The following is a 24,516-nucleotide window of genomic DNA, read 5'->3' on the forward strand; positions in this document are numbered from 1 at the left end:
TCCGGGTCGACCAAGTACGCAACGTCGAGTCGCCTCAGACAGCTGTGGGGTCGGTGGATCGGATGATTACAGGGGTGAACGGCCGTTCCCTCACAGCCTAGAACGATATGTGGCTCAAATAGAGGGCCAGCAGAGAACCATAATTTTAGGCCAGACGGAGCCGACGGACCTATCATCGTGACATGGGAGCGCACACTGACCAAGCCGAAGGCATCGCCCTGCCGCTGAGCGTCGACCGCCGCGAGGCGACGCCCCTGCCCGATCAGATCGGTCAGGGCCTGCGAACCCTCATCGCCGACGGAGCCCTGCGCCCCGGTGATGCGGTTCCGTCGACTCGTCGCCTGGCGGGCCACCTCGGCGTCTCCCGTGGCAGCGTCGAAACCGCGTACGCTCAACTCGGCGTCGAAGGCTTTCTCGTCGGAGCCGAACGCTCTGCGACCCGGGTGAATCCGGACCTGCCTGCCGCGGCACGGTCACCGCATTCCAGACCCCGTATTTCCACGTCGCCGAGGCGGCGTCTGCGCAGCTATGTCGACCTGCGTCCGGGTTTCGGCGGCGACGATCCGCTGCGTGAACCTGCCTTCAGGCGGGCGTGGCGGGATTCGCTCGACCTCGATCCCGGACCGATCGACCCCGTGGGCCAGCCTGGTGCCCGGTGGGCCATCGCTGAGTATCTGCGGCTGGCCCGCGGGATGACTGTCGATCCCGACGAGATCATCCTCACCAGTGGTTCCCGCGATGGTCTGAGGCTGCTGCTGGGCATCGGCGTGAATGGGGCGATCGCCGTGGAGAATCCCGGCTTCCCGGGACTGCGGCAGGCAATGGCCGACCACGATCTCGTCCCGCTCGACGTCGCCGAAGGAGCCCCGGCCCCGACCGGGGTGGGAGCTGCTGTCGTGACCCCGAATCATCAGTTCCCGCACGGCACACCGATGCCGGTCGACCAACGGGTCCGTCTCCTGGACTGGGCAGCTGAGCACGACATCATCCTCGTCGAGGACGATTACGACAGCGAGGCGCGCTTCACCCGCACCGTGCTGCCGACGCTGTACGACCTCGCCTCCTCGGCAGGAAGCGATGCGCAGGTCGTCCATATCGGCACGTTCTCGACCCTGCTGACCTCGTCGGTGTCGACGGGATACCTGATCAGCCACGGCGAGATCGCCGACCGCCTCGTGGAGATGCGCACAGCACTGGGCCCGGCGTACTCACCGATCCTGCAGATGGCCATCGGTTCGTACCTGGGATCCGGGGGACTGCGTCGGCGGATCTCTCGTGGACGCCGTCGCCTCAGAGTGGCCGAAAAGATCGTCGCCGAGGTCGGCGAGATCCCCGGACTCGTCCACGAGGGGCGCACCCTCGTGATCGAGACGAGCCGTGACGAGGCCGCGAGGCTGCTGCGCCGACTCGCCGATCGCGGTATCCTCGTCGCTTCGCTGGCCCGCGGTTGGACCGGCGGGGATGAGGCCCGCCACGGACTGGTCATCGCCCACTCGAATGTCGAGGCAGAGGTGCTGCGGAACGCACTGACAGTCGTGCAGTCCCTGTTGAGTAGGATCGAGTCATGATGAGGTCCGGTTTCGTTGCCGACGGCGTATTCAAACTGCTTGTCGCCGTGGCACTCGTGGTGTTCATGCCCGCACTCGAGGAGTTCTTCCTCTCGCCGAGGTGGCTCGTCATCACCGCTGCCGTACTGCTCTTCCTCAGCGCGGCCACGGAGGTCTCATTCGGAGTGCGCAAGGGGGAGAGACGCTACGTCAGACACCTGGCGATCTTCGACATCCTGTGGATCATCGCGACGATTGTCGGCATCGTACTCGCTTTCGCCGGGAACGTCGCCGGCGGCTTTGTCTGGTTCGGATACACGGGGCTGGCTTCGCTGTTCCTCGCGGTCGTCTTCACGACCGGAGCAAACGGCCCGGACTTCGGCGACGAGGAGAACGATCAGTGACGACGCGCTTGAGCGGTCGGTGCTGAAATCGGCTCGTTCAAGGCGGGCCGCGTCTGTGGAACCGTGCACCTTTCGACAGAAGCGCGCCGCCTTGAACGAGGGTCGGCTGCCGCTGGGACTCTTGAACGACGCCGACATTGGGCCGGAGGGTGCCGACGAAAAGCCGACTCGGACGTTGACGCCGGCGCTGAAAAGCTCAGGGCTCCCGTCGCCCTCAGCGGTTGAAGGCGATCGCGGCGGTGTAGCCTGCGGGGATTCCTTCGTCGAGGTCGTGGATGTCGACGTCCGGGTGCGGTGAGTCCGGCTGCTCGCCGGTGCCGATGTAGTCCATTCCCGGATCCCTCGCCAGGCCGGTGCTCAGTGCCTTGAGGAACGCCTCGGTGCGCGCCCACACACGGACGAAACCGGCCGCGAGGTCGTCGGCGGGAAGTGCCTCGAGCTCGGCGCGCTCCTTGGTATGGAGCAGCTGCATCGCCTCGGCCGCCACAGCATGTTCGGGCACGGCCTCGACATCGATGCCCACCGGATCCTCGGATACGGCCACGAGTACGAGGCGCCGGGCCCGGCTGACGGAGAACTCGCAGTCATCCACACGAGGTTTGCCCGCCGAATCGAGACGGATCTCGATCCCGGCCGGATCCCGATCGAGATGAGCGCCGAGGACGTGGCGGAGGACGACACGACCGGCCGTCCAGGTGGCGGCCGCCTCGGCGTCGAATTCCTTCGCATAGTTGCGTTCCTGCTCGGTGAGCACGGAGTCGTCCTCACGCGTCCATGCGGCAGACGCGGCGGTGTCGGCGAGGACGAGGGCAGCGGGAAGATCGGTCGGCAGCTGGGTGAAGCTGGAGTGGAACGGCATCGATCAGCGGCCCAGCGCCTTGTGGATCTTCTTCAGCTTGCGGTTGAGGACGAAGATCCTCACCGAACCGATGATTCCGGCGATGAGGATGCCGCCGATCGCGGCGAAGAGCATGGCCACGCCCAGCGGCAGCTCGAACTGCCAGCCGAAGTACTCGAACTCCGCGGGCACGTTGTTCTGGAGAATGAAGATGAGGAGCAGGACGACGATGACCGCGCCGAGGATGAGGGAGACCCACATGCCTGCCGACATGCCGGGGCCGGCCTTCGTCGACGGCAGCTCTCCGGTCTGAGGCTGGGTCCGTTCGTCGGGGTGTCCGGCAGGTGTCTGCGACTGCTCGTGTGGGGAGATCTCACGGGTGTCACCAGCACCGTGGTCGGCCTGAGCGGGAGTCTCGTCCCCGAGCACGGAGTCGGTCTCGGCCAGGAGCTCTTCGGGCGTCTGCGATTCGCCGCGGGGGTCTTGAGTACTCATGCGCCCCATCATAACTGCTGATGGGGCGCATGAGTCGGGGTGTGAGGCAAGTGTTCGCAAACCGTTGCCGGGACACTTCTCACATGATGCCGATCAGGAGATCAGCGATGTCGATCAGGAGATCAGACGGTCTTGCTCAGGGAGGAGATGATGTCGTTGAGCGTGGCCGACGGACGCATCGCCGCGTTCACCTTCTCATCGTTCGGGTAGTAGTACCCGCCGAGGTCGACGGGGCTGCCCTGCACCTCGAGGAGTTCATTCGCGATGGTCTCCTCATTCTCGGTCAAAGCCTTCGCCACCGGTGCGATGGCCTCGGCGAGGGCCTCGTCGGAGGTCTGCTTCGCCAGTTCCTCCGCCCAGTAGAGGGTGAGGTAGAAGTGGCTGCCGCGGTTGTCGATCTGACCGACCTTGCGCGAGGGCGACTTGTTCTCCTCGAGGAACCGGCCCGTGGCGGCGTCGAGGGTGTCGGCCAGCACGCCGGCACGCTCGTTGCCGTGGACGTTGAACTCGTGACGGAACGATTCGGCCAGGGCGAGGAACTCACCGAGGGAGTCCCAACGCAGGTGGTTCTCCTCGACGAGCTGCTGGACGTGCTTGGGAGCCGAACCACCGGCGCCGGTTTCGAAGAGTCCTCCGCCGGCGATGAGCGGGACGACGGAGAGCATCTTCGCCGAGGTGCCCAGTTCGAGGATCGGGAACAGGTCGGTGTTGTAGTCGCGGAGCACATTGCCGGTCACCGAGATGGTGTCCTTGCCCTCGCGGATCCGGTCGATCGAGAACTGGGTCGCGTCGACGGGGTTCATGATCCGGATGTCGAGGCCCTCGGTGTCGTGATCCTTGAGGTACTCCTCGACCTTCGTGCGGATGTTGTTGTCGTGTGCGCGGGTCTCATCCAGCCAGAACACGGCCGGGGTGTCCGACAGGCGGGCGCGGGTGACGGCGAGCTTGACCCAGTCACGGACCGGGATGTCCTTGGTCTGGCAGGCGCGCCAGATGTCACCGGCGGCGACCTCGTGGTTCATGAGCACCTCACCGGCGGAATCGACGACCTCGACGACACCGGCCTCGGTGATCTCGAACGTCTTGTCGTGGCTGCCGTACTCCTCGGCCTTCTGCGCCATGAGACCGACATTGGGCACGGTGCCCATGGTCGTCGGGTCGAAGGCGCCGTTGGCCTTGCAGTCCTCGATGACGGTCTGGTAGACCCCGGCGTACGAGGAGTCGGGGATGACGGCCAGGGTGTCCTGGGTCGCATCGTCCTTGTTCCACATCTTTCCACCGACGCGGATCATCGCGGGCATGGATGCGTCGACGATGACGTCGGAGGGCACGTGGAGGTTCGTGATGCCCTTGTCGGAGTTGACCATGGCCAGGTCGGGTCCCTCGGCCAGGCCCTTCTCGATTCCGGCCTTGATGCCGGCTGCGGCGTCGGCAGGCAGGGCGTCGAGTCCGCCCAGGATGGCGGCCAGTCCGTTGTCGGAGGTCAGTCCCGCCTCGGCGAGGACGTCACCATACTCAGCGAAGACGGCAGGGAAGAAGGCCTCGATGACCTTCCCGAAGAGGATCGGGTCGGAGACCTTCATCATCGTCGCCTTGAGGTGGACGGAGAAGAGGACGCCGGTCTCCTTGGCGCGGGCGATCTGCTCCTTGACGAATTCGTCGAGGGCGGCGACGTTCATCTTCGTCGAGTCGATGATCTCACCGTCGAGGACCGGCAGCGATTCCTTGAGCACGACGGTTTCGCCGGCAGCGGTGCGCAGGCGGATTGACAGCGTATCGTCGCCGTCGATGATGACCGACTTCTCGTTGTCGCGGAAGTCGTCCGAGCCCATGGTCGCGACCTCGGTCTTCGAGTCAGCGGACCATTCGCCCATCGAATGCGGGTGGGCCTTGGCGAAGTTCTTCACCGCCTCCGGAGCGCGACGGTCGGAGTTGCCTTCGCGCAGAACCGGGTTGACGGCCGAACCCTTGACCTTGTCGTAGCGGGCGCGGACGTCCTTCTCCTCATCCGTGGCAGGCTCTTCCGGGTAGTCCGGCAGATCGTAGCCCTGGCCCTGCAGCTCGGAGATGGTGGCCTTGAGCTGCGGGACGGAAGCCGAGATGTTGGGCAGTTTGATGATGTTCGCGTCCGGAGTCTGGGCGAGGGCGCCCAGTTCGGCCAGGGCGTCGCCGACCTGCTGATCTTCGGGGAGACGGTCACTGAACTGCGCCAGCACGCGCGCGGCAAGAGAGATGTCTCGCGTCTCGACCTCGACGCCGGCCGAGGTGGCGAAGGCTTCGATGATCGGTTTGAGCGAGTATGTCGCCAGAAGCGGCGCTTCATCCGTGCGCGTGTAAATGATTTTAGCCATAGTGATGGACTACTCCGCATCGTCTTGGGGTTTGTCACAGACATCTTACCTTCCGGACCATTTCGGTAGTCGTCGCGGGCCGATGACTGTGCTCACACCTGCGACTGTGCTCACTCCTGCGACGGTTCTCACAGCCGCCCCGCCGCACGTCTGCCACCGTGCGAGCACCGGTCCACGCCCCACGGCGCCCAGTCATCGTGCCACCCGGTAGTCTTCTGTGTCGGCACGGACAACAGAAAGAGGACGACAGTGGCCAAGCTCTACTTCCGCTACGGGGCGATGAACTCAGGCAAGTCGACCGCTCTGCTCCAGGCCGCCTTCAACTACGAGGAGCGCGGACAGCGGGTCCTGCTGGCCAAGCCGGTCATCGACACGAAGGGCGCCTCGGAGATCGTCTCCCGCCTCGGCGTCACCCGTGAGGTCGACTTCCTCATCCCCGAGGACGGCGATGTGGAGACGATCTACGCCGAACACGCCGACTACGTCGATCACGACGCTCTGCTCGAATCGATCGACGCGCCGAAGACCCCCGTCGCATGCCTGCTCATCGACGAAGCGCAGTTCCTCACCCCGGCTCAGGTGGATTCGCTCATGCGCATCGCCACCTACGCCTCGGTGCCGGTGATGTGCTACGGAATCCGCACGGACTTCCAGACGCGCGCATTCCCCGGTTCAGCCCGCCTGCTCGAGATCGCGCACACCCTCGAAGAGCTCAAGACGATCTGCCGCTGCGGTCGGAAGGCGATGTTCAACGGCCGCCTCGTCGACGGTGAGTTCATCTTCGACGGTGATCAGGTCGCCATCGACGGCAACGCGGTGACCTATGAGTCACTGTGTCCCCGCTGTTATCTCGACTTCTCCGGCGGTAGGCTGATCACGGAAGACTCCTGACCACCCCTGCCGAGGAGCCTGATATGCGCATCGCCATCCGTGCCTTCAACGACAATCCCGGTTCTCCCGTCCTCGTCTTCGGCAATGCGCTGGGCACGCGGATGTCCCTGTGGTCCTCGGTGGCCGCGCGGCTGACCGACGACTTCCAGATCTACCTGTCCGATCTGCCCGGGCACACCCTCCCGGCAGACGATTCCCTCGCCGAGGCGGCCGCGCCGGTGACGATCGACGAGCTCGCTTCCGGTCTCGTCGAGTCCCTGTCGGACATCGGAGTGGAGACCTTCGCCTACTGCGGGGTCTCGATCTCCGGCGGCATCGGACTCACGCTGGCACTCAACCACTCCGAGTCCCTCACCGGACTCATCGTCTGTGCGACGGCTGAGAAGTTCGGCACCCCGGAGTCCTGGGACGAGCGCATCGAACAGGTGCGCGCCGACGGCACCCGCGGAATCGTCGACGACACCGCCGACCGCTGGTTCGCAGCAGGATTCCTCGCCGAAGACATCGCGACCGGTCACCTCGTGCTCACCGACCTGGCACTGCTCGACGATGAGGCCTACATCGCAGCCGCCTCGGCGCTCAAGAGCTACGACGTGAGCGGATCGCTGCAGGCGATCACGACGCCGACCCTGTTCCTCGCCGGAGCACAGGATCCCGGCTGCACCCCGGAGGCGATGTCGGCGATGGCCGACCAGGTCGAGGGTGCACGTTTCGTCACGGTTCCCGACTCTGCACACCTGCCGATGGTCGAACACCCCGACATCGTCGTCGACCACGTCAGCGAGTTCTGCAGCGGACTCGGCGAGGTCACCGAACTCGACTGAGACGATGACTGACGGAATGCGCCGACGAGGTCGGGGGCACGCCCACGCACTCCCGGCCAGCGTCGCAGCGGACCCGCAGCCGCGAACTCGGTCCGGAATGTGTCGGACACTGTCTGACCTGGTCGCGAACTGGCAGACTTGAGCCATGACTCAGCTGTTCGAACCGCTCACTCTGCGCGGCACGGAGATCCCCAACCGCATCTGGGTGGCCCCGATGTGCCTGTACTCCTGCGAGGCCGAGGACGGCATGCCCGGTCCGTGGCATCTCGTCCACCTCGGTGCCAGAGCGCAGGGCGGGTTCGGACTCATCCTCACGGAGGCGTCCGCCGTCGTCCCCGAAGGGCGCATCTCTCCTCAGGACGCGGGGATCTGGAATGACGAACAGGCCGAATCGTGGTCGGCCGTCGTCGACTTCGTCCATTCCCAGGGCAGCGTCATCGGCGTCCAGCTCGCCCACGCCGGGCGCAAAGCGAGCACCTACCGTCCCTTCACCGGTGAGCCCAAGGGCAGTGTCCCCGAATCCGATGGTGGCTGGCCGACGCTTGGTGCCAGTCCGATCGCCTACCCGCAGCTGGCCGAACCGACGGAGATGACGCGTGAGGACATCGCCGAGGTGGTCGCCGCCTTCGCCGCGGCCGCGCGCCGTGCGATCGACGCCGGGTTCGACCTCGTCGAGATCCACGCCGCCCACGGCTATCTTCTGCACTCCTTCCTCTCACCGCTGTCGAACCAGCGCACCGACGACTACGGCGGGGACCTCGCCGGGCGTTCCCGCATGCTCAACGAGGTCTACGGGGCCGTCCGCGCCGAGGTCGGCGAGGAGATTCCCGTCTTCGTGCGCATCTCGGCCAGCGAATGGCACGAGGGCGGTTTCGACATCGCCGAGGCGACCGAGGTCTCCCGCGGTCTGTCCGAGGCAGGTGTCGACCTCATCGACGTCTCCTCCGGCGGCAACTACCCCGTGCGGATCCCCATCGGCCCCGGCTACCAGGTGTCCCTGGCCGCTGCGGTGCATGCTGAGGGCGTGCCGACCGGTGCCGTCGGACTCATCACCGACCCGCAGCAGGCCGAGACGATCCTGAGCACCGGCCAGGCCGATGCGATCTTCATGGCCCGCGCCGCGCTGCGCGAACCCTCGTGGCCGCAGAAGGCTGCCCACATCCTCGGTGTCGAGCCCGGCCCCTATCCGCCCCAATACACGCGCGGAGCCTGGTGAAGCGTCAGCCCACAGCGAAGTGTCAGACCACAATGAGAAGAGGAGTACGGAAATGAACACGATCGAGACCGAACACGTCGTCATCCGCTCAGTCGCAGTGTCCGAGATGGAGAACAACGTCTACCTGATCACGGCCAAGGAGACCGGATCGCAGGTGCTCATCGACGCCGCCGACGACATCGACGCGATCAGCGACCTCGTCACCGCCGGAGCCGCGGACACCGAGGCGCAGCCGCAGCTGCGGGCGATCATCACCACCCACCAGCACTGGGATCACATCCGCGCCCTGCCGGCAGCCTCGGCGAAGTATCCGGAGGCGATGACGATCGCCGGAGCCGACGACGCGGCCGCCATCGCTGAAGCCGAAGGCGTGGAGATCGCACATTCGGTTGACCACCTCGACGTCGGAGACTTCGGCGGCTTCGTCCTGCAGGCGATCGGGCTGCGCGGGCACACCCTGGGATCGATCGCGCTGCTGCTGCGCGACGGGGGCAGGACGATCCTGTTCTCCGGAGATTCACTGTTCCCGGGCGGACCCGGCAAGACCTGGTCGAGTGAGGACTTCACCTCGCTCATGGACGATCTCGAGGAACGGGTCTTCACAGAGCTGCCCGATGACACGCTGGTGCTGCCGGGCCACGGTGCCTCGACGACAGTGGGCGAGGAGCGGCCGAAGCTGGGGGAGTGGCGCGAACGCGGCTGGTGATGATCAGCTCGGCAGGGCCGCGATGCCGAGCACAGCCCACGCGAGGGCGAGCAGACCTGCGACGATGATGCCGAGGTTCCACTCCCGCTGAATCGTCCGCTTCCCGCCGGGGTTGGCCAATTCGTCGTCGCTGAGACCGGCGTAGCGGTCGAGGACGGTGTCGACGGCCGGATTCGGATCGTCCACGAGTCGGCGCATGTCGTGCTCGTCCTTCTCCCACTTCTTCCCCTTGCCGGCCAACGGCCAGGAGGAGAAGGTCTTCTCATGCGTGCGCACTCCGAGGCCGAAGTGCGTGTCGAAGCCGTCGACGAGATTCCACGGGACGGTCACGGTCCGGAGCGGATTGACGAGGACGAGCTGCCGGTGGTGGAGCTCGACCCGCGGGTACCTGTAGAGCACGTAGACGAGGGCGCCGACGGCGATGGGGATCCCGGCGATGGCGAGTCCGCGCATCGTGAAGTCGCCGATCGCGATCGAGGCGACTCCGACGGCGCAGAGCCCGCCGACGATGACGAACAGCACCGTCGAGCTCGTCGTCCTCACGAAAGTCGGCTGACGACCCACTGAATTGCGATCCATCTCACTGTTAACCACCTGAACATCCTATCCACTGAGACTTGAGATTTCTTGCATGTTTCCTCGGTCTCGAAACGGTAACGATTGCCGAGAATGCTCATTATGTGGACTCAGTCACAGTCGGGAGTGAATTAACTTTGAGGCAATCCATGTGAAAAGCATGAACGCGATCATATCCGGATCGGATTGTCCTGTCCCGGATTCTGTGATCGGAATGCACCCCGGCTTTGGGGCGCACGTACGAGGGTGACTCGCCCTAAGACAACAAGGAGAGAACGTGAAAAAGCGCTTCCTCGCGGCCGGCGCCTCAGTTGCCGCAGCCGCTATGGTGCTCACCGCCTGCACACCCCCTGGCGGAGGCGACGACAGTGACTCATCGAAGGACACTGCCGTCAACATCGGATGGAACGAATCCTTCCGTTCGATGAACACTCTGACCGCGAACGGCAATGCGACCTCGAACGCCATTCTCACCTACATGATGAATGACAACTTCGGGTACTACGACGGTGACCTCGAGGTCCAGGACGGAGCCCTCGGCAAGGTCGAGCAGGTCTCGGAAGATCCCCTGAAGGTCAAGTACACCTTCAATGACGATGCCAAGTGGTCCGACGGCACCCCCGTCGACGCAGCGGACCTCGCCCTGACCTGGGCAGGCACCTCGGCGAACTTCAACACCGTCGAATCGAACAACAAAGATGACGGATCGGTGAAGAAGAACGACGCGAAGACCGTCTACTTCGACTCCTCGACCGCCGGTTCGGCTCTGGTGAAGAAGTTCCCGGAGATCTCCGACGACGGCAAAGAGATCACGCTCGAGTACTCGAAGCCCTACGCCGACTGGCAGACCGAATTCGGCACCGGGGCCGACGGCGTCGGTCTGCCCGCTCACATCGTGGCGAAGAAGGCCCTGGGCATCGACGATGCCGAAAAGGGCAAGCAGGCGATCCTCGATGCCATCAAGGACAAGGACACCGAGAAGCTCTCGAAGATCTCGAACACCTGGAACACCGGGTTCGATTTCACCTCGATGCCGGACGACGAGGACCTGCTCGTCCACAACGGCCCGTACAAGATGACGAAGTTCGAAGAGGGTCAGTACGTCACCCTCGAACTCGACGACAAGTACACCGGACCGGTCAAGCCGAAGGTCAAGACCGTCACGGTCCGCTACAACGGCGATCCGATGGCCATGATCCAGGCGATCGAGAACGGCGAGGTCGATATGACCCAGCCGCAGGCGACCGCCGACGTCCTCTCCGCTGCCGAAAAGCTCGACGGAGTCAACGTCGATGCCGCGGACGGCGCCACCTATGAGCACGTCGACTTCACGTTCGACAACAAGGGTCCCTTCGATCCCGAGGCGAACGGCGGTGACGAAGAGAAGGCGAAGAAGGTCCGCCAGGCCTTCCTCAAGACTCTCCCGCGCGAAGACATCGTCGACAAGATCATCAAGCCTCTCAACGACAAGGCCGTCACCCGCGATTCCTATTCGCAGGTCCCCGGTTCGCCGATGTATGACGCGATCACGAAGGAGAACGGTGTTGCCGATGCGACCAAGGTCGACATCGACGAAGCGAAGAAGCTGCTCAAGGAAGCTGGTGCCGACGCTCCGACGGTCCGCGTCATGTACGACAACACGAACTCGCGTCGTCAGCAGGAGTTCCAGCTGATCAAGGAATCGGCCGAGAAGGCCGGCTTCAAGATCAAGGACGTCGGTGACGTCAACTGGGGCACCCGCCTCGGTGACGGCACCTACGACGTCTCGCTGTTCGGCTGGCAGTCCGAGGGCACCGGAGTGACGGAGAACGATGCGAACTTCCGCACCGGTGCTCAGAACAACTACGGCGGCTACTCGAACAAGAAGATGAACAAGATCCTCGACAAGCTGCTCGTGTCCAAGGAGGACCAGCAACAGGATCTGCTCATCGACATGGAGAAGCAGCTGAGCGAGGACGCCTTCGGCGCTCCGATCTTCCAGTTCCCCGAACTGACGATCTATCGTGACAGCGTCAAGAACGTGAAGTCGACTGCTGTGTCGCCGACGATGTTCTGGAACTACTGGGAGTGGGAAGTCAACTGATCCGCGACTGACGCGATCGGTTCTTCTCCACCCAAGCCTACTGTGGGGATCACTGTGTGATCCCCACAGCGGCGTTTTCGGAAGATTGAAACGGAACCCCATTATGATCAGATTCATCCTCCGACGACTGCTGTCGACGGCACTCGTGCTCCTCGTCGTCACCTTCGTCCTCTACCTGCTGCTCAACGTCGCCCTCGACTTCTTCTGGGATCTGCGGGCGAGCACCTCTCCGAACATCGAGGCCCTCTACGAGTCGCGTCGCCGACTCCTCGACCTCGACACTCCTGCGGTCGTCCGCTACTTCAAGTGGTTGGCCGGTGTGGGCGGATGCGCCATCGGCCAGTGTGACTTCGGCATCGCCTGGAAGTCCGGTCAGGAAGTCACCGACCAGCTCCAGGGCGCGATCGTCAACACGATCAAGCTCATCACCGCTTCGACGATCGTGGCCATCATCCTCGGCATCGCCGTCGGAATGATCTCGGCGATCCGCCAGTACTCGGGCTTCGACTACTTCATCACCTTCGTCTCGTTCCTCCTCTACTCGCTGCCGGTCTTCTGGGTGGCGGTGCTGCTCAAGCAGTATGGTGCGATCGACATCAACAACTTCATCAATGATCCGACGCTCGACTCCTGGTGGCCGATCATCATCGCCTGTGTGGCGATGGGCCTGTTCTGGATGGGGGCTCTCGGCGGCAGCGGGAAGCGACGCCTCATCAGTTTTGCGGCCGCCACGCTCATCACCTTTGCCACGGTCTACTACATTCTCGCCAGCGGCTGGATGCAGCACCCGAGCATCGGTCTCGTCGGCGTCATCGTCATCGGAGCCGGCGCGGCCATCGTCATGACATTTCTGTCGACCGGTCTGAAGAACCGTCGCGTGCTCTATGCCTCGCTGGCCACGGTGGTCATCGGTGCGCTCCTCTACTGGCCTCTGCAGAACCTCTTCTACTACGTCGGAATGAACTGGCTGTGGATGTTCGGCCTCCTCATCATCGCCGTTGCGATCGCCATCGGCGTCGGGCTCGCCTTCCGCGGGCCTGACCCGTGGGACACCGCACGCACGACGAGCTTCACCGCCATCATCATCGCCGTCCTCATCTTCGCCGACCGGGTGCTGCAGGGATGGCAGGAGTATTCGGACGATCCGGCTATCAACAATCGTCCGATCGCCACGATCGGTGCCTCGGCACCGAACATCGACGGCGACTTCTGGATCACGAACCTCGACTCGTTCACGCACCTGCTGCTGCCGTCGATCGCCCTCGTCCTCATCTCATTCGCCTCGTATACCCGTTACACGCGCGGTTCGATGCTCGAAGTGATGGGACAGGACTACATCCGCACGGCACGAGCCAAAGGTCTCAACGAGCGCACGGTGATCATGCGGCACGCGCTGCGCAATGCGCTGCTGCCGCTGGCCTCGGTCGTTCCCGTCGACATCATCACGATGATCGGCGGCGCCGTGATCACTGAGACGATCTTCGGCTGGAACGGCATGGGCAAGCTCTTCATCGACTCGCTGAGACAGGCCGAGCTCGATCCCGTCATGGCCTACATCCTGATCACGGGTCTGCTCGCCATCATCGCCAACCTGGTCGCGGACTTCCTCTACGCCGTCCTCGACCCGAGAATCCGAGTGAATGCATGAGTACCAACAACGACAATCAGAACGCTCTCGCGCTCGACGAAGTCGGGGACAATGCGATCGAGTCGAAGGAAACCGAAGGCCTGTCGCAGGGCAAGATCGTCCTGCGCAAGTTCCTCCGCCACAAAGGCGCGATGATCAGCATCGTCGTCCTCGTGCTGGTGGCGATCTTCGCCTTCAGCGCCCAGGGCTTCGGCGCTGTGCCCGGGTGGTGGAAGTTCACCCACACCGCCTCGGGCCCCGTGGTCAACCCCGGCGGCGCACCGACCTGGTCGCTGTCGAACATCTTCTCTCCCGGTGACCATCCGTTCGGACAGGACGAGATCGGGCGCGACAACTTCGCCCGAGTGATGAAGGGGACACAGATCTCGCTGATCGTCATGTTCGTCATCGGCATCGTGTGTCTCATCATCGGCACGATCGTCGGAGCCCTCGCCGGCTACTACCGCGGTTGGGTCGATTCGGTGCTCATGCGCATCACCGACGGCTTCGTCATCCTCCCGGTCATCGTCGTCGGTTCGATCCTCGGCGTCCTCGTCGGCGGAGCGAACGGCCCGCTGCTCGGTGTGGCTCTCGGCTGCATCCTCTGGGTCGGCCTCGCCCGCCTCGTCCGCGGTGACTTCATGTCTCTGCGCGAACGTGAGTTCGTCGACTCGGCCCGCGTGGCCGGAGCCAGTGACTTCCGGATCATGTTCAAGCACATGCTGCCCAACGCCATGGGCGTGATCATCGTCAACACGACGCTGATCATGAGCCAGGCGATCGTGCTCGAGGCCTCGCTGTCGTACCTCGGCTTCGGCATCAAGCCGCCCGGCATCTCGTTGGGCCAGCTCATCAGTGAGTACCAGACCTCTTTCGCCACTCGTCCGTGGCTGTTCTGGTGGCCCGGTCTGTTCATCATCGTCATCGCTCTGTGCGTGAACTTCATCGGCGACGGTCTGCGTGATGCGTTCGACCCGCGGATGAAGACCATCCCGAGCTGGAGGAAGATGAAGAAAGCCGAGCGCATGGCGCAGAAAGGGGCGAAGTGATGGCTGAGAAGACAGCGGATACCCAGCCGAAGAAAGGGTCCCCGATCCTCGAGGTCAAGGACCTCGGCGTCCAGTTCTGGGTCAGCGACGAATGGTGGATGGCCGCCGAACACCTCGACTACACGGTCAACGCCGGCGAGGTTCTGGCAATCGTCGGCGAATCCGGCTCCGGGAAGTCGCAGTCGAGCATGTCCCTGCTCGGACTCCTGCCGAGCAACGGTCGCGCCACGGGATCGGCGAAGCTCAGCGGCCGTGAGCTCATCGGGATGCCTCCGGAGAAGATGCAGAACGTGCGCGGCAATGAGATCTCCGTGATCTTCCAGGAGCCGATGACCGCCCTCAACCCGGTCTACACCGCCGGCTACCAGATCGTCGAGACGCTGCGCGTCCACCTCGACATCGGACCCAACGAGGCCAAAGAGCGAGCTCTCGAGCTCATGCGCCTCGTCGAGATCCCGGACCCTGAGGATCGGTTCCACTCGTTCCCGCACCAGCTCTCGGGCGGTCAGCGTCAGCGCATCATGATCGCGCAGGCCCTCGCCTGTCAGCCGAAGCTGCTCATCGCCGACGAACCGACCACGGCACTCGATGTGACGGTGCAGGCCGAGATCCTCAAGCTCATGCGTGAGCTGAAGTCGAAGCTCGACGCCGGCATCATCCTCATCACCCACGACATGGGCGTGGTGGCCGATATGGCCGATCGCATCATCGTCATGCGGGCGGGCAAGGTCGTCGAAGCTGGAACGGCGGAGGAGATCTTCTATCAGCCGCAGCACCCGTACACGAAGCAGCTCCTCGACGCGGTGCCCCACCTCGGCGCCGGCGCTGAGGGGGAGGCGTTCGGCACCACCCTCGACGATGTCGAAGCATCGCTGAGCGATATCGGAAGCGATCAGGCCGATCATGCCTCGGATCCGGTGGGTCTGTCGGATGCCGGTGCCGGCACGGACGGAATCTCGATGGCCGCGGAGGCGGACATGGCGCTGGCCGAGGCCCGTGCGCAGGCGAGCGAGACGGAGCGTCCCGAGATCGAGATGGATTCGACGGACACGTACTACCATCCCGGTTCGCAGGCGGACTTCTCGAAGCCGTCTGCACTGCAGCTGCGGGATGCCGCGATCGAATATCCGGCGTCGGGGCGGAAGAAGGCCTTCCGCGCCGCCCACCACATCAACCTCATGATCGCTCCTGGTGAGGTCGTGGGTCTGGTCGGCGAGTCCGGTTCGGGCAAGACGACGATCGGGCGTGCCGCGCTCGGTCTGCTGCCCACAGTCGAAGGCGACATGGTCGTCAACGGCACGAGCATCAAGGGTCTGAGCAACAAGCAGATGCGTCCTCTGCGCAAGGAGGTCGGCATCGTGTTCCAGGATCCCGGTTCCTCGCTCAATCCGCGTCTGCCCGTCGGTGAGTCCATCGGCGAACCGCTCTATCTCCACGAGAAGATGAAGGGACCGGCGCTGAGCAAGCGGGTCGAGGAGCTGCTGACCGCGGTCGAGCTGCCGACGTCGATGCGCAACAGGTACCCGCATGAGCTCTCGGGCGGGCAGCGGCAGCGCATCGGCATCGCCCGCGCGCTGACCCTGCGGCCGAAGCTGCTCATCGCCGATGAGCCGACCTCGGCGCTCGACGTGTCCGTGCAGGCGAAGGTCCTCGATCTGTTCGAGGGACTGCAGAAGGACTACGGGTTCGCCTGCCTGTTCATCAGCCATGACCTCGCTGTCGTCGAGCGCATCGCCGAACGCATTGCGGTGATGCGTCACGGATACCTCGTCGAGATCGGCAAGTCCTCGCAGGTCGTGTCGAATCCCGTTCACCCCTACACACAGCGCCTGCTGTCGGCGGTTCCGGTTCCGGATCCCAAGGAGCAGCGCAAGCGTCGGGAGGCCAGGGATGCCGTCCTCGAAGCCACGATGAACGCCTGAGTTCGCTCACCTACACGGCCACCTGCACACGAGAGTGTGCGGGTGGCCGTATAATTGTCTGTTGGGTCCGGGCTGGACCGATCTCTCTATCTCAAAAGGTTTTTGATGACTGAAGCCATCACGCGTCGGGAGAACCGTCGCAACGTAGCAATCGTCGCCCACGTCGACCATGGCAAGACGACCCTCGTCGACGCCATGCTCCGCCAGACCGGTGTGTTCAGCGAACACGGCGATTTTGCTGAACGCGTCATGGACTCCGGCGACCTCGAACGCGAGAAGGGCATCACCATTCTCGCGAAGAACACCTCGGTGCTCTACAACGGTCCCTCGGCCGGCGATGAACCCATCGTCATCAACGTCATCGACACTCCCGGCCACGCCGACTTCGGCGGTGAGGTCGAACGCGGACTGTCGATGGTCGATGGCGTCGTCCTCCTCGTCGATGCCTCCGAAGGACCGCTCCCGCAGACCCGTTTCGTGCTGCGCAAGGCGCTGGCCGCGAAGCTTCCGGTCATCCTCGTGATCAACAAGACCGACCGCGCCGACGCCCGCATCGACGGCGTCGTCGAGGAGTCGCAGGATCTGCTCCTGGGCCTGGCCTCCGACCTCGCGGACGAAGTCCCCGATCTCGACGTCGACTCCGTTCTCGAAGTTCCCGTCGTCTACGCCGCCGCGAAGGCCGGAGCCGCCTCCCTCGAACAGCCCGCCGACGGAGACGTGCCGGACAACCCCGACCTCGAGCCGCTGTTCAAGACCATCCTCGAGACGATCCCGGCTCCGGAGATCAACTCCGACGGCATCCTGCAGGCGCATGTGACCAACCTCGACGCCTCGCCCTTCCTCGGTCGTCTCGCGCTGCTGCGCATCTTCGGCGGAACGCTGAAGAAGGGCCAGCAGGTCGCATGGGCCCGCGGGGACGACATCAGCTCTGTCAAGATCACCGAACTCCTCGAAACCCAAGGGCTCGACCGTGTTCCCGCCACCGAGGCCTCGGCCGGCGACATCGTCGCCGTGGCCGGCATCCCGGACATCATGATCGGTGACACGCTCACCGACATCAGCAACCCGAAACCGATGCCCGCGATCGTCATCGACGATCCGGCGATCTCCATGACCATCGGCATCAACACCTCGCCGCTGGCCGGACGCGAGAAGGGCACCAAGGTCACCGCCCGCATGGTCAAGGACCGCCTCGACCAGGAACTCGTCGGCAACGTGTCGCTCAAGGTGCTCCCGACCGAGCGTCCTGATGCGTGGGAGGTGCAGGGCCGCGGAGAGCTGGCTCTGGCCATCCTCGTCGAGCAGATGCGCCGTGAGGGATTCGAGCTCACCGTCGGCAAACCTCAGGTCGTGACCAAGCAGATCGACGGTCAGCTCCATGAGCCGTTCGAAGAGCTCACGATCGACGTTCCGGAGGACTACCTCGGCGCCGTCACCCAGCTCATGGCCAGCCGCAAGGGCGTCATGTCGACCATGACGAACCACGGAACCGGCTGGGTCCGGATGGAATTCACGGTCCCCGCCCGCGGCCTCATCGGCTTCCGCACCCGGTTCCTCACCGAGACCCGCGGCACCGGCATCTCGAACTCGTTCTCGGCTGGGTACCGTCCGTGGGCGGGCAACATCGAGTTCCGGATCAACGGTTCCCTCGTGGCCGACCGCCCGGGAGCTGTGACACCGTACGCGATGATCAACCTGCAGGACCGGGGAACCTTCTTCGTCGAGCCGACCTCCGAGGTCTACGAGGGTCAGATCGTCGGCGAGAACTCTCGCGCCGACGACATGGACGTCAACATCACGAAGGAGAAGAAGCTGACGAACATGCGTTCGGCATCGGCGGACTCCTTCGAGAACCTCACCCCTCCGCGGAAGCTCACCCTCGAGGAGAGCCTCGAATTCGCCCGTGAGGACGAATGCGTCGAGGTGACCCCGACCGTCGTGCGCATCCGCAAGGTCGAACTCGACCAGAAGGAGCGGGCGAAGCTCTACGCCAAGCTGCGCCGGCAGAACGCCTGAATCGCACTCCGCCGAATGACCTCGAGCCCCCAGGATTCCATGTCAGTCACGCCACGCGTCCTCTTCGTGCACGCTCATCCCGACGATGAGACGATCACGACAGGAGGCACGATCGCCGCGCTGGTGTCCGAGGGGGCCGAGGTCATGGTGCTCACCGCCACCCGCGGTGAGGGCGGAGAGGTCATTCCCGCCGAACTGGGGCACCTCGAGGGCGACCGGCAGGGATTGGCGCGCGTCCGCGAACAGGAGATCGCCGAGGCGATGCGTGCCCTCGGAGTGCGCCTGCATGCCTTTCTCGGCGGGACCACCCGGACCTTCGAGGATTCGGGTATGGAGTGGGGCCCGGACGGCCACGCCCGCCCCGCCCGGTCCATGACCGCCGATGCCCTCTGCGCGACGGACTTGAGCACCGTGGCCAGGCACGTCGCTGCGGTCATCGACGCCTTCGAGCCGCATGCCGTGATCACCTACGCCGGCAACGGCGGATACGGTCATCCCGATCATGTGCGCGTCCATGAGGCCACCACCGCCGCGGTCGACCTCGCCGAATGGCGCACGGGTCGACTGCTCTATGTCGACACGCCCGCCGAGGTGGCCCGCGCCGCCTTCGACCCCGACCAGGCCGGATTCGCCGCAACCGGGTTCGCACCGGCGTCGACGATCCCGGCCAAACCCCCGGTCGGTCGCATCGTCATCGGCCAGGACGTGACTCCGCAGCTGCCCGCCAAGCGTGCGGCGCTTGTGGCACACCGGACCCAGGTGAGCGTGTCCGGCGACTTCTTCGCACTCTCGAACGGCGTCGGTCAGCGGATCGGCGACTGCGAATACTTCTCCGTCGGAGCCGGAACCGACGTTCCGGACGACGCCTTGCATGACGGTCCGGCCGGGCATGTCCTCACCGGACTCGATCTCGGTGCCATCGACGCGCAGGAGCACGCCGGAACGGATCCGGCTGGGCAGGACCGGGCCGCAGCTGCCGCTCCGCTGCGACGGGATCGGTCGCCGAGGCGGCCCGGCGTCTTCGCGTACCTGCACGCCGCGGTCCTGGGACTGCTCATCGCGTTCCTCGGTGCCATGCAGCATCTCAACGTCACGGTCGCCCACCTCGGCGAGACTCCTGTCATCCTGCCCTGGGGGCTCGCACTCTCGCTGCTGTTGGCCGCCGCCGGTCTGTGGCACCTGAAGACGATGTATCGGTCCAGCTCACCGATGCTGCTCGCCGCCGTCGTCATCGCTGTGATGTCCTACGTGTTCGGGCAGCCGAACTGGCTTCCGGGTGCGGACATGATCGTCACCGGCATGCTGCGCTCGGTGGCATGGCTGCTGGGACCGATGATTCTGGCCGCCGTGTTCTCCTTCATCAAGGTGCGTCCCGTCACCGACGTGCACCGCGAGGATCGGACTCGTTAGACTCATCCGAACAGAACCGAACCAGTCTTCTTCGACACACTCGGGAGAATGATGCCGACCCAGACCCTGTCCGACGGAACGCCGACGCCCGAAGGGCCGCGTTCAGCAGGCGATGAGGAGAAGAAGCGGAGCATCTGGCCGTTCGCGCTCGGCGCCGTCATCGTCCTGGCAGTGATCTACGTCGTCATCGGCTTCTTCAGCGGACGCGTCCTGACCCCGGGAACCACCGTTGCCGGCATCGACATCGGCGGCAAGAGCGCCACTGACGCCGAGAATACTCTGCGCAATGACCTCAAGGACACGGCGGAGCAGAAGATCACCCTCCAGGCCGGGGAACCCACCGCGAAGCTGGACCCCGCCGAAGCCGGCATCACCTTCGATGCCGAGGCCACCGTGTCCAAGGTGACGGGATTCAGCCTCGACCCCACCGTCATCTGGCATCGACTCTTCGGCGACGACGAGGTCGCGCCGGTCATCGACGTCGATGAGAAGAAGTTCGACAAAGCCACAGACAAGGTCACCGAGTCCCTCGCCGTCGAACCGAAGGACGCAGAACTGAGCTTTGAGAAGACGAAGCCGACGGTCAAGGACGGAACGGTCGGACAGACCGTCGACGCCGACGCGGTGCGCACCGCCGTTGATCGGCACTGGCTGCGCAGCGAAGACGCACTGCCGGTCGGACCGGAGAAAGTCGATCCGGACATCACCACCCCCGAGGCGAAGGAGACGGCCTCCGGTTTCGCGAAGGACGCGGTGAGCAAGGACCGCACCATCACTGCCGAGGCTGGGAAGGATGCAGACTCCGACGTCAAGGGCGGGGACCTGACGGTGTCGCCGGAGACCATCGCCAAGACGCTGACCTTCGACAAGAAGGACTCGAAGCTGGTGCCCGTCTTCGACAAGGACGAACTGCAGGAAGCGGTTCTCGCCGCGAACAAGGACATCGGCAAGCCCGCAGAGGACGCGAGCTTCACGATCAAGGACGGCAAGCCGGAGGTCGTCCCGGCCGTTGACGGAATCGGAATCAAGGCGAAGGAACTGACGGCCGCCGTCACCGATGCGATCAAAGACGATTCCGCGACGCCCACGGTGACTCTGGCCTCGGTCGAACCCGACTTCACGACGAAGGACGCGAAGAAGGCCGACGTCTCCGACACCGTGTCCGAGTTCTCCACAGGGTACAACTCCGAACCCAACCGTGACACCAACCTGCGTGTGGCCGCCAAGAAGGTCTCCGGGACCGTGCTCAGACCAGGAGAGCAGTTCTCGCTCAACGAGGCGCTCGGACAGCGCACCGCTGCCAACGGCTACAAACCCGCAGGCGTGATCTCCGAGGGACAGATGAAGGAGGACTTCGGCGGGGGAGTCTCACAGGTGTCGACGACCCTGTTCAACGCCGCCTTCTTCGCCGGCTTCGACCTCGACGAACACCAGGCGCACTCGCGGTACATCTCCCGCTACCCGGAAGGCCGGGAGTCCACGCTCGACTGGTCGTCGATCGACCTGAAGTTCACGAACAACTCGAAGACTCCGGTCGTCCTCGACATGTATCTCAAAGGCGGAGAGGTCCACGCGAAGGTCTTCGGCGTCAAGAAGTACGACGTCAAGGCCCACTCCTCGGACCGCTTCGACTTCACCTCGGCCGGATCCGTCACCGAAAGCGGCGCATCGTGCACACCGCAGTCGCCCAAGGGCGGATGGTCGATCCGGATCTCCCGCACGATGAAGGACATCGCATCGGGCCGGACGTCGAAGGACGGCTTCACCACCGTCTACCGGCCGGTGAACAAGGTCGAGTGCAAGGACTGATCCACGTGGCTGAGTTCAGCCCTGTTCGGCATACCAGGACCGATGGCGCACCGTCGCCCCGAGTGAGGTGAAGAGGCCCAGCGACGCCTCGTTGCCGACCTCGATGTCGACGAGGTAGGACCGGACCCCGCGCTGAGCCAGCAGTGCCGCGGCGGCTCGGACGACCGCACGGCCGGCACCTCTGCGGCGCAGGTCCGGGCGGGTGATGAGATTCGTGATGACGCCCCATTTGCTGCGTTCGACGACCCGGCACGCCGCAACCATCGAGCGGGAGCCGTCGGGGTGCTCGGCATAGGCGGTGACGAACTCGCAGGGCTGGTCGGCTTCGATCAGCCCTCGGAACGACTCGTCCGAGCCGGGCGCATCGCCAGTGCTGCGCTGACTCGTCCAGGCCGCGAAATGCTCGGGCGTCGGCGCATCGGCGACATCGATGATGAGGCCGGGGGCGGCCGCCTCGGCGGGGTTCGACGCTCCGTCGGCCGCCTCGGCGGTGGAACCGGTGAGCAGGAGGACGGCCTCGGAGGGGGAGTACCCGCGGGCCGAGAGCAGAGGAGCGAGCCCCTCGCACTCGGGAGCCAGAGCCGAGGAATCGTCGGCGGAGTAGATCTGGATCCGGCTCGGCTTCTCCCGATTCCGGTACCACTCCTCGACGGCGTCGAGTCCCTGCTCCCAGCCCAGACCGGAATCTGTCACGGGGAGGCAGCTGTTGGCGCGGCGCGTGGCCGAATCCGAACTGCGCAGCAGCCAGCCCTTCTGCAGCAGGCCGATCTCGGCATCGGATTCGCCGCCTTCGTTGCGGAGGTTCTCCACATGCAGCCAGGACACGTCAGCAGGCAGCCAGGCGGCGGCGGAGATGCGGCGCAGATCGACCGCGGAGACGATCTCATGCGTCCGACCGGACCGGGTCGGTGCGGGCGGCACCTCGTGGACGAGGAGGACCTGGGGGCGGGGGATGCGCAGGGGACCGCGCTTCGTGTCGATGTCGACGACCGCCTCGTCGGCGGAGGTGACGACACCGAGCGCGTCCGAGGTCGAATGGGTGTCGCCGGGCTCGAGGGAATACCGGATGACCACTCGTCTGCCGGGCTGCAGATCGTCCACTTCGTACCTTCCTCCGTCGATCGTGTGCCCTCCCACCCTATGACACCGCGGGGCCGGTGCCTCGCAGGCATGAGGAGGGAGGCCGGATGCAATGCGAATCACCTCGGGCGGGTGGTCACCGGCAACGGGTGAGGGCGTATTGTGGGAGGTATATGCGCACCATCCGTGAGTCTTCCAAGGAGTCAGTCCAGTGACGTACATCATCGCCCAGCCCTGCGTCGATATCAAAGACAAGGCCTGCATCGACGAATGTCCGGTCGACTGCATCTATGAGGGCGAACGCAGCCTCTACATCCACCCCGACGAATGCGTCGACTGCGGCGCCTGCGAACCGGTCTGCCCGGTCGAGGCGATCTTCTACGAAGACGACGTTCCCGAGGAATGGGAAGAGTACTACAAGGCCAACGTCGAATTCTTCGACGATCTCGGTTCGCCCGGCGGTGCCGCCAAGCTCGGCAACACGCACAAGGACCACTCGATCATCTCGGCGCTGCCGCCTCAGAACAACGACTGAGCGATGACGAATTCCCATGGTCTGAACCTGCCGGACTACCCCTGGGACCGGCTCACCGACTTCCGCCGACGGGCGGCTGAACACCCCGGGGGCGTCTGCGATCTGTCGATCGGCACCCCCGTCGATCCGACGCCCGAGGTCATCCGGCGGGCGCTGGCCGATGCCGGAGACGCCCACGGATACCCGACGACTGCCGGCACCGCGGAACTGCGCGAAGCCATCGCCTGGTGGTACGAGACCTGGCATTCGGTGACCCTCGATCCGGCGACGGAGATCCTGCCGACCGTGGGTTCGAAGGAGCTCGTGGCCTGGCTGCCGACGCTGCTCGGTCTGCGACAGAATGGCCTGACTGTGGCCTGTCCCGCTGCGGCCTACCCGACCTATGAGATGGGTGCGACGATCGCCGGGGTTGATTGTGTGCGCATCGATGCCGCCGAGGTGGCCGCCGGTGCCTCACTCGAAGGCATCGGCCTGCTGTGGATCAACACCCCGAGCAACCCGACCGGGGAGGTCCTCGACGCCGGCACCCTCGCCGAGGTGGTCCGTCGTGCCCGCGAAGCCGGAGTCGTGCTCGCCTCCGACGAGTGCTACGGATTGCTCAACTGGGAATCCGACGAACCGGCACCGAGCGTGCTGTCGGCGGCGGGGGAGAGCCGCGAAGGCGTGCTCAGCGTGTACTCGATGTCGAAGCAGTCCAACCTCGCCGGATACCGGGCGGCCTTCGTCGCGGGAGACGCCGCACTCATCGCCGACCTCACCCGTTCCCGCAAGCACGCGGGAATGATCGTGCCGTTCCCGATCCAAGCGGCGATGATCGCGGGGCTGCACGACACCGACCACGTTCGCGCGCAGAAGGAGATCTACCGTCGGAGGCGGGAGCTGCTGCGCTCCGGCCTCGAGAGCTTCGGATTCCGCATCGATCACTCGACAGCCGGCCTCTACCTGTGGTCCACGGCGGGCAGGAACTGCTGGGACTCCCTGGCTGACCTGGCCGAACTGGGCATCATTGCGGGCCCGGGGGAGTTCTACGGGGAGGCCGCCGACGATCATATCCGGCTGGCGCTGACCGCCAGCGACGAACGGATCGAAGCGGCTTCGGACCGGCTTCGCGCGGCCGCTGAGTGAGGCTTCGTGCGG

General features: G+C 64.8%; 20 protein-coding genes. 15 read left to right on the forward strand and 5 right to left on the reverse strand.

Annotated elements, in window-relative coordinates; all coding sequences use genetic code 11:
• Window positions 1-182: 182 nt before the first annotated feature.
• Both J9314_RS07995 and J9314_RS08000 read left to right on the forward strand, forming a co-directional pair.
• The gene (locus tag J9314_RS07995) at window positions 183-1,568 is read left to right on the forward strand and encodes an aminotransferase-like domain-containing protein (RefSeq protein ID WP_210605250.1); all 1,386 of its coding nucleotides are present in this window, start codon (window positions 183-185) and stop codon (window positions 1,566-1,568) included.
• Window positions 1,565-1,951 (forward strand): hypothetical protein, encoded by a 387-nt coding sequence (locus J9314_RS08000; protein ID WP_210605251.1) that lies wholly within the window; start codon window positions 1,565-1,567, stop codon window positions 1,949-1,951. Before J9314_RS07995 ends, J9314_RS08000 begins: the two co-directional genes overlap by 4 nt.
• A gap of 214 nt (window positions 1,952-2,165) precedes the next feature.
• On the opposite strand, the gene J9314_RS08005 is transcribed toward J9314_RS08000, so the two are convergent.
• From J9314_RS08005 to J9314_RS08015, 3 genes are all read right to left on the reverse strand, one after another.
• A complete protein-coding gene (locus J9314_RS08005; RefSeq protein WP_210605252.1) occupies window positions 2,166-2,810 on the reverse strand; it encodes a 4'-phosphopantetheinyl transferase family protein in 645 nt (214 codons plus the stop codon).
• Between the two features lie 3 nt (window positions 2,811-2,813).
• Window positions 2,814-3,284: a LapA family protein gene (locus J9314_RS08010; protein WP_210605253.1), complete on the reverse strand. Its 471-nt coding sequence runs from the start codon at window positions 3,282-3,284 to the stop codon at window positions 2,814-2,816.
• Between the two features lie 122 nt (window positions 3,285-3,406).
• A complete protein-coding gene (locus tag J9314_RS08015) occupies window positions 3,407-5,635 on the reverse strand; it encodes an NADP-dependent isocitrate dehydrogenase (protein WP_210605254.1) in 2,229 nt (742 codons plus the stop codon).
• Between the two features lie 249 nt (window positions 5,636-5,884).
• Here J9314_RS08015 and J9314_RS08020 point away from each other — a divergent pair, with 249 nt between their 5' ends.
• From J9314_RS08020 to J9314_RS08035, 4 genes are all read left to right on the forward strand, one after another.
• A complete protein-coding gene (locus J9314_RS08020; RefSeq protein ID WP_210605255.1) occupies window positions 5,885-6,526 on the forward strand; it encodes a thymidine kinase in 642 nt (213 codons plus the stop codon).
• 23 nt (window positions 6,527-6,549) lie between these two features.
• On the forward strand, window positions 6,550-7,350 hold the full coding sequence (locus J9314_RS08025) for an alpha/beta fold hydrolase (RefSeq protein ID WP_210605256.1): 801 nt from the start codon (window positions 6,550-6,552) through the stop codon (window positions 7,348-7,350).
• Window positions 7,351-7,495: 145 nt separating this feature from the next.
• Window positions 7,496-8,566 (forward strand): NADH:flavin oxidoreductase/NADH oxidase, encoded by a 1,071-nt coding sequence (locus tag J9314_RS08030; protein ID WP_210605257.1) that lies wholly within the window; start codon window positions 7,496-7,498, stop codon window positions 8,564-8,566.
• A gap of 52 nt (window positions 8,567-8,618) precedes the next feature.
• Window positions 8,619-9,272, forward strand: a complete 654-nt coding sequence (locus tag J9314_RS08035; protein WP_210605258.1) for an MBL fold metallo-hydrolase — start codon at window positions 8,619-8,621, stop codon at window positions 9,270-9,272.
• A gap of 3 nt (window positions 9,273-9,275) precedes the next feature.
• On the opposite strand, the gene J9314_RS08040 is transcribed toward J9314_RS08035, so the two are convergent.
• A complete protein-coding gene (locus J9314_RS08040; RefSeq protein WP_246490678.1) occupies window positions 9,276-9,815 on the reverse strand; it encodes a hypothetical protein in 540 nt (179 codons plus the stop codon).
• Between the two features lie 310 nt (window positions 9,816-10,125).
• Between J9314_RS08040 and J9314_RS08045 the strand changes: the two genes are divergently transcribed.
• The 7 genes from J9314_RS08045 to J9314_RS08075 all read left to right on the forward strand — a co-directional run bounded on the left by J9314_RS08045 (window position 10,126) and on the right by J9314_RS08075 (window position 21,764).
• Entirely contained in the window at window positions 10,126-11,931 is a 1,806-nt protein-coding gene (locus tag J9314_RS08045; protein ID WP_210605259.1) for an ABC transporter family substrate-binding protein, read from the forward strand.
• A 103-nt stretch (window positions 11,932-12,034) separates the two neighbouring features.
• A complete protein-coding gene (locus J9314_RS08050) occupies window positions 12,035-13,579 on the forward strand; it encodes an ABC transporter permease (RefSeq protein ID WP_210605260.1) in 1,545 nt (514 codons plus the stop codon).
• Window positions 13,576-14,607: an ABC transporter permease gene (locus J9314_RS08055; RefSeq protein ID WP_181275381.1), complete on the forward strand. Its 1,032-nt coding sequence runs from the start codon at window positions 13,576-13,578 to the stop codon at window positions 14,605-14,607. Before J9314_RS08050 ends, J9314_RS08055 begins: the two co-directional genes overlap by 4 nt.
• On the forward strand, window positions 14,607-16,529 hold the full coding sequence (locus tag J9314_RS08060) for an ABC transporter ATP-binding protein (RefSeq protein ID WP_181275380.1): 1,923 nt from the start codon (window positions 14,607-14,609) through the stop codon (window positions 16,527-16,529). The genes J9314_RS08055 and J9314_RS08060 overlap by 1 nt, the downstream gene beginning before the upstream one ends.
• A 105-nt stretch (window positions 16,530-16,634) precedes the next feature.
• Window positions 16,635-18,545: a translational GTPase TypA gene (typA, locus tag J9314_RS08065; RefSeq protein WP_210605261.1), complete on the forward strand. Its 1,911-nt coding sequence runs from the start codon at window positions 16,635-16,637 to the stop codon at window positions 18,543-18,545.
• A 39-nt stretch (window positions 18,546-18,584) separates the two neighbouring features.
• Window positions 18,585-19,955, forward strand: a complete 1,371-nt coding sequence (locus tag J9314_RS08070) for a PIG-L family deacetylase (protein WP_210605262.1) — start codon at window positions 18,585-18,587, stop codon at window positions 19,953-19,955.
• Window positions 19,956-20,003: 48 nt separating this feature from the next.
• The gene (locus tag J9314_RS08075) at window positions 20,004-21,764 is read left to right on the forward strand and encodes a VanW family protein (protein ID WP_246490679.1); all 1,761 of its coding nucleotides are present in this window, start codon (window positions 20,004-20,006) and stop codon (window positions 21,762-21,764) included.
• A 15-nt stretch (window positions 21,765-21,779) separates the two neighbouring features.
• Here the strand turns inward: J9314_RS08075 and J9314_RS08080 are convergent, their stop codons facing one another.
• Window positions 21,780-22,865: a GNAT family N-acetyltransferase gene (locus tag J9314_RS08080; RefSeq protein ID WP_210605263.1), complete on the reverse strand. Its 1,086-nt coding sequence runs from the start codon at window positions 22,863-22,865 to the stop codon at window positions 21,780-21,782.
• 190 nt (window positions 22,866-23,055) lie between these two features.
• On the opposite strand from J9314_RS08080, the gene fdxA reads away from it, so the two are divergent.
• On the forward strand, window positions 23,056-23,379 hold the full coding sequence (gene fdxA, locus J9314_RS08085) for a ferredoxin (protein ID WP_166971282.1): 324 nt from the start codon (window positions 23,056-23,058) through the stop codon (window positions 23,377-23,379).
• Window positions 23,380-23,382: 3 nt separating this feature from the next.
• Window positions 23,383-24,504, forward strand: coding sequence for a succinyldiaminopimelate transaminase (gene dapC, locus J9314_RS08090; RefSeq protein WP_210605264.1), 1,122 nt, complete (start codon window positions 23,383-23,385; stop codon window positions 24,502-24,504).
• The last annotated feature ends 12 nt before the right edge of the window (window positions 24,505-24,516 follow it).

This window comes from Brevibacterium oceani (assembly GCF_017948325.1).
Taxonomy (GTDB): Bacteria; Actinomycetota; Actinomycetes; order Actinomycetales; family Brevibacteriaceae; genus Brevibacterium; species Brevibacterium oceani.

What these genes read in the sequence shown, in the direction of transcription:
- J9314_RS08055 (WP_181275381.1), top strand. Translation starts at nt 13,576, where the DNA reads ATGAGTACCAACAACGACAATCAGAACGCTCTCGCGCTCGACGAAGTC.
- J9314_RS08070 (WP_210605262.1), top strand. Translation starts at nt 18,585, where the DNA reads ATGTCAGTCACGCCACGCGTCCTCTTCGTGCACGCTCATCCCGACGAT.
- J9314_RS08025 (WP_210605256.1), top strand. Translation starts at nt 6,550, where the DNA reads ATGCGCATCGCCATCCGTGCCTTCAACGACAATCCCGGTTCTCCCGTC.
- J9314_RS08005 (WP_210605252.1), bottom strand. Translation starts at nt 2,810, where the DNA reads ATGCCGTTCCACTCCAGCTTCACCCAGCTGCCGACCGATCTTCCCGCT.
- J9314_RS08060 (WP_181275380.1), top strand. Translation starts at nt 14,607, where the DNA reads ATGGCTGAGAAGACAGCGGATACCCAGCCGAAGAAAGGGTCCCCGATC.
- J9314_RS08010 (WP_210605253.1), bottom strand. Translation starts at nt 3,284, where the DNA reads ATGAGTACTCAAGACCCCCGCGGCGAATCGCAGACGCCCGAAGAGCTC.
- J9314_RS08030 (WP_210605257.1), top strand. Translation starts at nt 7,496, where the DNA reads ATGACTCAGCTGTTCGAACCGCTCACTCTGCGCGGCACGGAGATCCCC.
- J9314_RS08035 (WP_210605258.1), top strand. Translation starts at nt 8,619, where the DNA reads ATGAACACGATCGAGACCGAACACGTCGTCATCCGCTCAGTCGCAGTG.
- J9314_RS08075 (WP_246490679.1), top strand. Translation starts at nt 20,004, where the DNA reads ATGATGCCGACCCAGACCCTGTCCGACGGAACGCCGACGCCCGAAGGG.
- typA (WP_210605261.1), top strand. Translation starts at nt 16,635, where the DNA reads ATGACTGAAGCCATCACGCGTCGGGAGAACCGTCGCAACGTAGCAATC.
- J9314_RS08050 (WP_210605260.1), top strand. Translation starts at nt 12,035, where the DNA reads ATGATCAGATTCATCCTCCGACGACTGCTGTCGACGGCACTCGTGCTC.
- dapC (WP_210605264.1), top strand. Translation starts at nt 23,383, where the DNA reads ATGACGAATTCCCATGGTCTGAACCTGCCGGACTACCCCTGGGACCGG.
- J9314_RS07995 (WP_210605250.1), top strand. Translation starts at nt 183, where the DNA reads ATGGGAGCGCACACTGACCAAGCCGAAGGCATCGCCCTGCCGCTGAGC.
- J9314_RS08000 (WP_210605251.1), top strand. Translation starts at nt 1,565, where the DNA reads ATGATGAGGTCCGGTTTCGTTGCCGACGGCGTATTCAAACTGCTTGTC.
- J9314_RS08015 (WP_210605254.1), bottom strand. Translation starts at nt 5,635, where the DNA reads ATGGCTAAAATCATTTACACGCGCACGGATGAAGCGCCGCTTCTGGCG.